The sequence below is a fragment of the Amazonocrinis nigriterrae CENA67 genome (assembly GCF_016056305.1).
GTDB classification, from domain to species: Bacteria; Cyanobacteriota; Cyanobacteriia; order Cyanobacteriales; family Nostocaceae; genus Amazonocrinis; species Amazonocrinis nigriterrae.
The window spans coordinates 308,287-315,377 of record NZ_JAECZC010000007.1 but is presented as its reverse complement, the minus strand read 5'-3'; the positions used below and the strand labels follow the sequence as shown (position 1 = coordinate 315,377).

Sequence of the window (7,091 nt, the reverse complement as noted above, 5' to 3'; positions counted from 1 at the left end):
GTAATTGTGTCACAGATATCAAATTTTGCTCCAGCGCTTTGAAGTTCATCATCCAGAACTTTGAGGAAGCGGGTAGCTTGTTGATCTGTACCAACTTGAATAAATGAAATAGCGAGTTCTTCATCTCTATCTATACGGCGAGAAGCTTCAATAATTACCTTCATGACTGCTTTGCGATCATCTGGTTCGCCATCGGTAACCACTAAAATTGTTTCACCATTCGGCTTAGTTTGACCAGCGGTTTTGCGTTGTAAGTAATCATCAGTTGCATGTTTCAACACAGATGCTAGATCAGTAGTTCCAGAGGGTTCATTTTCTTTAAAAATTTGTGCTACCTTACTAGATGTGACATTTTCATAGCGTTTGAATCTTCCAGAAAAGACATAAACAGTAATACCATCTGGATCAAATTGCTCACACTTACTAGCTAAGGCTAAAGTCGATTCTTGTGCTGCTACCCATCTGCTTCTACCACCCTTTTGGTCTGGGGTTGCCATGCTGCCGCTTTTATCAATAATTAAGGTATAGTCTCTGTTTTCTAGCATGATTTAATTCTCCATTGATGAGTCTAGAGCCAATATTTTAAAACTCCAGATTAACTTATGGTATGGATTATTGACTCTGGAGTTTTGACTTTTAAGTAATCAATCAACAATCGCATTTCTTAATACATCTGCAAGGCTCATCTCTTCTAAGTCATCCAATGTGACAGTATCGCATATATCGAATTTAGCGCCGACACCTTGCAATTGATCGTCCAAAGCTTTGAGAAACTTTGTAGCTTGGGGATCAGAACCTACTTGAATAATGGAAATTCCCAATTCTTCATCACGCTCCATTTGGCGAGTGGCTTGAATAATTACCTCAAATACGGCTTTACGATCATCTGGTTCGCCATCAGTAATTACTAAGATTGTTTCACCATTGGGTTTAGTTTTGCCTGCGGCTTTGCGTTGAAAGTAATTATTAAGTGCATCTTGGAGTACACCGGCTAAATTGGTCGTACCAGCTGGGTCATTTTCTAGAAATATCTGCGCGACTTTAGCTGAGGTCACATCGTCATAGCGTTTAAATCTTCCAGAAAAGACATAAACAGTGATCCCATCTGGATCAAACTGTTCGGCCTTCCTTGCTAAAGCCAGAGTAGACTCTTGGGCTATCTCCCATCTACTTCTACCACCAACTTGGTCAGGAGTGGACATACTGCCACTTTTGTCAATGATTAGTGTATAGTCGCGATCGCTCATCATATATCCCTTTAACTATTACCCTGTGCTACTAGTCTAGTCTACGAATTTCACGACCTAGCAAGCACTGTAAGCTTTTGTATCAATTCTTCTACTCAAATACTACTCAAAATAGCTCGGCTTTATCTTCAATTTTAGCGATCGCGCTCTTGATCATTTTCCCCATGTAAGTTGCGAAAAGCGTATCCACTCAAACCAACTAGTAGCAAGCCAACGGCAGAAATAACATACAACAAGGCACTACCAGCACCTGTTCGGGTGCCGAATATACTACCAAATATGGGCGCAAGACTACCTTGGGGCATCATAGCAGGCTCAAAAACACGATCTGTTAGTGGGCCCCCAATTAAGTTAGCCAATGCTGAGGTTAGTAAAAGAATCATTGACTTGGTAGCAAAAACACGTCCTTGTAATTGCGGTTGCACTTTAGCTAACCAAATAGCATCACTGTAACTACCAAGCAATGGATAATTTAAAGATGAGTATAACTGGGCAGGAATCCAAATCACGGGTGTACGCCCTAAACCAAGTATGATTCTGCCCAAGGCAGTACCTATCATACCGAATAGTATTCCTTTAATTCGACTTTTAGAGACAGGATATATATTGATCAGCAAAACGCCAAGAACACCACCAACTCCAGCAGCTGCATATAAGCTACCTAAAACACTAGCATCATTACCAGAGGCTGCTAGAATCATCGGTTTGTAAACAGAATCACCGATATCATGAATCAACCAAAATATTGCAGTTAATACTAGTAAAGCCAACAAATTAGGTTGGGAGATAATATATTTAAAACCAAAACTCATATCCTGGATAATATTTGTCGGCTTTGGTGTAATTGATTCTGCGATCGCAGGTTGTGGAATATGCATTCGTAACACTGTGACGATTGCAACTAAGAAAGAAATGATATCAATAATTAAAATACCAAAAAGTCCAATTACACCGTAGAGGATACCAGCCAGTGCAGGAGCAATAATCAATGAACCGTGACCAGCTAAGAAACTCAAGCTACTAGCATGGCTGTATTTTTGTTGAGGTACTATTGTAGATATTGATGCTGAGTAAGCAAGTTCTTGAAATTGTTCAAAAGTACATTTGGCAGCAAAAGCTACATACAAATGCCATAATTGTAGGCTATCAGTTAAATAAAGTAGAAAGACACTAAAAGTCAATAGACCACCGGCTGTATCTCCTACTATCATTAAAAATTTACGGTTTATTTTATCTACAATTACACCAGCGATCGGAGTAATTAAAAATTGTGGTATTTGTGCAAACAAATGAAATAAAGCTAATGCTGTAGCTTGATGTGTTAGTTCCCACACCCATATAGAAAAAGCAAAGGCAGTCATAGTACTGCCAATCAGAGAAATCATCTGACCCAGCCAGATGATAATAAAAGTTTGCATAATATAAAAGCTAGATTATAGCTTTGAGATTTACAAATGATTGATGACTGTAAACAGATGAATATTATTTTTTTTGCAAGTCTCTAAACTATTGGTGACTTTGTGATTGCATTTTGGGATTTAGTTTTATTTTTACGATATTTGTACATGACAAAACTAGTCACAAAAAGAATGGTAGGAATCAGCCCAACAAAAATATAGAAGATACGGCTTCCTAGCCCCCAAAATGTTCCATAATGTAAATAATGAAATGTAGAGAATATCCGGTCTGCCAGTGATAACTTTAGACTATCGACTACCTGCAAAACTTCACCACTATACTGGTCTATATATACCCCGCTTTCACCATAAAATAGATGTTCATGATTTTGACGTTTGCTGATATAAATTGCGTCTTCCGGTTTGCTGGGAATAGTTACCGAAAATGTGGTTGCATTGGGAAAGACTTGATGAGAATTTTTCAGTATTTGAGATAGCTTTAAAGGTTGTTGATTGTCAAGAGGTTTGGAAGTAACTTCTTCTGGCTGGGGAGTAAAAGTAGCTGCGTAGATCACAGGATATGTCCAATCAGAAAAATTCCAGCAAAAACCTGTAAAAGCAGTACAAGCAAGAAAGATTGCTGTGACAATTCCCGTTACTTTGTGAATATCAAAGTTTACGCGTTTAGGATGAGCATTCCATTTGATTTTGAAACCAGTAATTAGTTTGCGCCAACCAGGCCATAAAATTAATCCTGTAATGCACAGGATGAACAGCAATAGACCTGTAATCCCAACCAAAATTTGACCATTTTTACCTAACATCAAATTATAGTGAAGGTAAAGAATCACTCGCTCTAAACTGGAATCGGCTTGATTCCAATTTATGATTTCACCAGTGTAAGGATGGATGAATAGTCGAATCAGTTGATTGTTCGCGTCAAACAAATCTGCTTGGTATGGTGAAGAAACAGTTGCAGGCAATCTGATTGAATAAAATGTGAGATTAGGACGATTTGCAATTGCATATTTAACCGTTTCTAAGATTGTATCAATAGAAACCATTTGTTCTTGAGGCACAATACGTCCAACTCGCTGGCTAATCAACAATTGTTCTATCTCTGGTTTGAATACCAAAAAGCTACCTGTCAAACCGACAAAAGCTGTTAATAATCCTACAGCTAAACCAATATAGCGATGTAGCATGAAGGCTATGTCACGGAATTTACGCGATTTCATCATAGGATTTTGGATTTTGGATTAACTCCATGCTTAAGTCCTTGTTATTTAATTGAGATTTATTTCACAAAAAAGTTCTCTTATTTTCAGATATTTTTGAAAATTTTAAATTTTGAATCTTCATGCCAAAATCCAAAATTTAAAATCTAAAATTCGGAAATTTAGAACTTGATTGAGACTGTTCCCAAAACTGTGAACGGTGCGCCAGGAGAAAGCAAGTATCCTTGAGAATCGTAGTACTTGACATCAAAGAGGTTTTTAAAACTCAGCCCCACTTCATAGTTAGGTTGCCGATAAAAGACTGTAGCATCGGTTCTGACGTATGAAGGAATTATGAGAGTATCTTCTTGTTGAGTAGCTGCGCGATCGCCTACAAAAAATAATCCTGCACCAAAACCTAAACCTTTCAAATTACCGCTTTGAATTTGATAGGTTGTCCACAAACTGGCGCTATCTCTTGGTGCATTCTCCAATCTGTTACCTATTAATGAACGGTTAGTATCCTCACTCACATAGGCATCGTTATGGGCATAAGAAGCTATGATATTCCAACCAGGCAAAATTTCTCCAGCTACATCTAGTTCAATGCCTCGACTTTTAACTTCTCCAACAGGAATGGAAAAGTCAGGATCGTTGGGGTCAGTTACAGCTACGTTAGTCTTAGTAATCTCATAGGCTGCTAAGGTTGCCGTCAACTTACCATCCAAAAACTCACCTTTAACTCCTACTTCGTATTGCGTACCACGTTCTGGTTCTAATGGCTGTCTGCTAAAAACGGAATCATTCGGTTTAAAAGAACGAGTGTAACTAGTATAAAGAGACAGATTTTTGATTGGTTGATAAACTAGCCCAATTCGAGGTGAAAATGCATCATCATAACGCCGTGTAGTATTAGTTTGATCGGCATTGATGTCAGGTCTCTCTTCGCTTCTGAGTCGCACAAAATCAAGTCTTCCGCCCAGCAATATCTTTAAATTAGGTAGCAGTGCTACCTGATCTTGCACATAAAGACCTACCTTATTTGTATCATTTTCTTGCTCGAACCCTTCAAGGTTAGTCGGAGTTGCTGCACCATATACCGGATTCAAAATATCAAGTGCTGGTACTTCATAAGAAAACTGAAATGGATAACCAAAAACACTTCTGCTTAACTCAAAACCTAACAATAGTTGATGGTCAATTGAGCCAGTCTGAAATTTTCCTGTTAAGTCATTTTGCCAAGAATATTCTCTAGAGTAATCACCCACTTTGTTGTATCTTCTAGCAACAGTACGACCATCCGCAGCAATTGGATTTGCAAAATCAGCTGGCTGAAAGTTAGAACGCGCTGTGTCAACAGTTTGTACAGAAACCCCACTGCGAAATTGCCAATTTTCACTGAATCGATGATCTAAAGCAACATTTACCCGATTGGCAAAGAGTTCATAGCGATCGCTTGGTTCACCAAAGTTAAAATTAATTGGCAGATTAAAGGATCTGGTTATCGGTGGGAAGCCTCTGTCATAAGATTGGTTAAGGTTCAGGTATTCATATTGCAAATCTAAATTTGTACTATCAGCTAACTTCACTCTTAAGCTAGGAGCAAAAGTATAAAGCTCTTTAAAAGCAAAATCTCGAAATCCACCAGAGTTTTCGTAAGCAGCAATAAAACGATACAAAGAAGTGTTGTCTTGGGTGAGTGGCCCGGAAATATCAATTTCTGGGCGATAGTAACTATAACTACCAAAAGAAAATTTTGCAGAATAATAAGGTTCGCTCAGTGGTTGTTTAGTGATGTAGTTGACAATACCCCCTGGTTCTAATTGACCGTAGAGTACCGAAGCTGGGCCTTTGAGAACTTCCACTCTTTCTATAGTGGCACTATCAGTAAATCCAGTGAAATTATCTTGTCTAAAACCATTTCTGAGGTTGGCATTAGTATTAAATCCACGAATGGTATAGGTATCAGCACCAACTAAATTTATTTGTGGTGTGACACCACTGACGTTCCGCAAAGCGTCTGCAACTCTTTGTACTTGTTGATCCTCAATCACCTGTCGAGGAACTACTTGAATTGCTTGGGGAATCTCTAAAAGAGGTGTATCAGTTTTAGTTGCAGTATTCGCATCTGGAGCGTTATATCCTGAATCTGGTGAACCTGTCACTACAAGTTCAATTGGTTCATCTGCTGCGGCTGCTGGTTGTTCTGACTCTGTTTCGCTTGTTGGTTGTTCTGGTTGTGGTGTAGAAGCAGCTGGTTGTTCTTGTTGTTGTGGTGTAGAAGCAGTCGGTGCTTCTTGTTGTGATGTAGAAGCAGGTGCAATTCCTGTGAAGCCAAAAATTAAACCTTCATCACTATCAAACAACTCAACAGTTGGTAAACTCACCTCGCCGATTACTATCACCCGAATACTATTAGTATCTTGATTGGTAACGGTTATTTCTGTAATTCCTACAACTGGCTTCTCTTGACGAAAACTATTGTTGTTAGGTAAACGTAGTTGAGCGTTAGGAATATCGGCGATGTAGCTATTGCCTAAACTGCGATTCAATACTTGCAGTTGATCTCCTTTGGTGGTTTCTAAAATGATTTCTACACCATTGTCGGTAGGATTTACCTTGACTGTCGTCACTTCTATGACTTCTACCGACGACTGTACTAATAAATAAGCACTCCTGTTTGGTATGTTCTGCCCTGATGCGTCTTGTATTTCCTCCCCAAAGGCAGGATTTGTTGCCAATACACAAACAGAACTTGTCAATAATGAAATTTTGAGGATTTGACGCAGTTTCATTTCTAGCTTTACACCTAATTGAGAAATTCACGCAGTAGCTTGTCAGAGAGCATTTGTACCTGTAGAGATCATAAGCATCATTATTTTTACGATTTTGCTTATTGATAATGACATTTATTATGAAGTGCTAACTTTATTGCAAAATTTTCTTCTTTCTACAGATCTATCAGTATTGTTGTATTGCAAAGTGCAAAGTGCTGAGTAGAGACGATTCGGCGAATCGTCTCTACTGCTGAGTGCTGAGTAAAAACCAGTTGGTATCCTACGGGAAGCCGCTTTGTGTCTACAAAGTTTTGAAGAATCAACACTGTCCCAACCTATGCGGCTACGGTTATATTGAAAAACAAAAAGGCTCCACCACAGAAGCGTTAACAACAAAAACGCTCCTTAAGGTATCTATAAAACATGCAACAAGAGTTTTTGCACTCACAAACA

General features: G+C 38.7%; 5 protein-coding genes. All 5 read right to left on the bottom strand.

Annotated features, from left to right (window positions below; genetic code table 11):
- Nucleotides 1–545: vWA domain-containing protein (locus I8748_RS06445; protein WP_198123853.1), on the bottom strand; the 545-nt coding region annotated here is incomplete at its 3' end.
- A gap of 99 nt (nucleotides 546–644) precedes the next feature.
- Nucleotides 645–1,250 (bottom strand): vWA domain-containing protein, encoded by a 606-nt coding sequence (locus tag I8748_RS06440; protein ID WP_198123816.1) that lies wholly within the window; start codon nucleotides 1,248–1,250, stop codon nucleotides 645–647.
- A gap of 131 nt (nucleotides 1,251–1,381) precedes the next feature.
- A complete protein-coding gene (locus I8748_RS06435) occupies nucleotides 1,382–2,665 on the bottom strand; it encodes an MFS transporter (protein ID WP_198123815.1) in 1,284 nt (427 codons plus the stop codon).
- Between the two features lie 83 nt (nucleotides 2,666–2,748).
- Entirely contained in the window at nucleotides 2,749–3,885 is a 1,137-nt protein-coding gene (locus I8748_RS06430; protein WP_225896330.1) for a PepSY-associated TM helix domain-containing protein, read from the bottom strand.
- 158 nt (nucleotides 3,886–4,043) lie between these two features.
- Nucleotides 4,044–6,656: a TonB-dependent siderophore receptor gene (locus I8748_RS06425; RefSeq protein WP_198123814.1), complete on the bottom strand. Its 2,613-nt coding sequence runs from the start codon at nucleotides 6,654–6,656 to the stop codon at nucleotides 4,044–4,046.
- Between the last annotated feature and the right edge of the window lie 435 nt (nucleotides 6,657–7,091).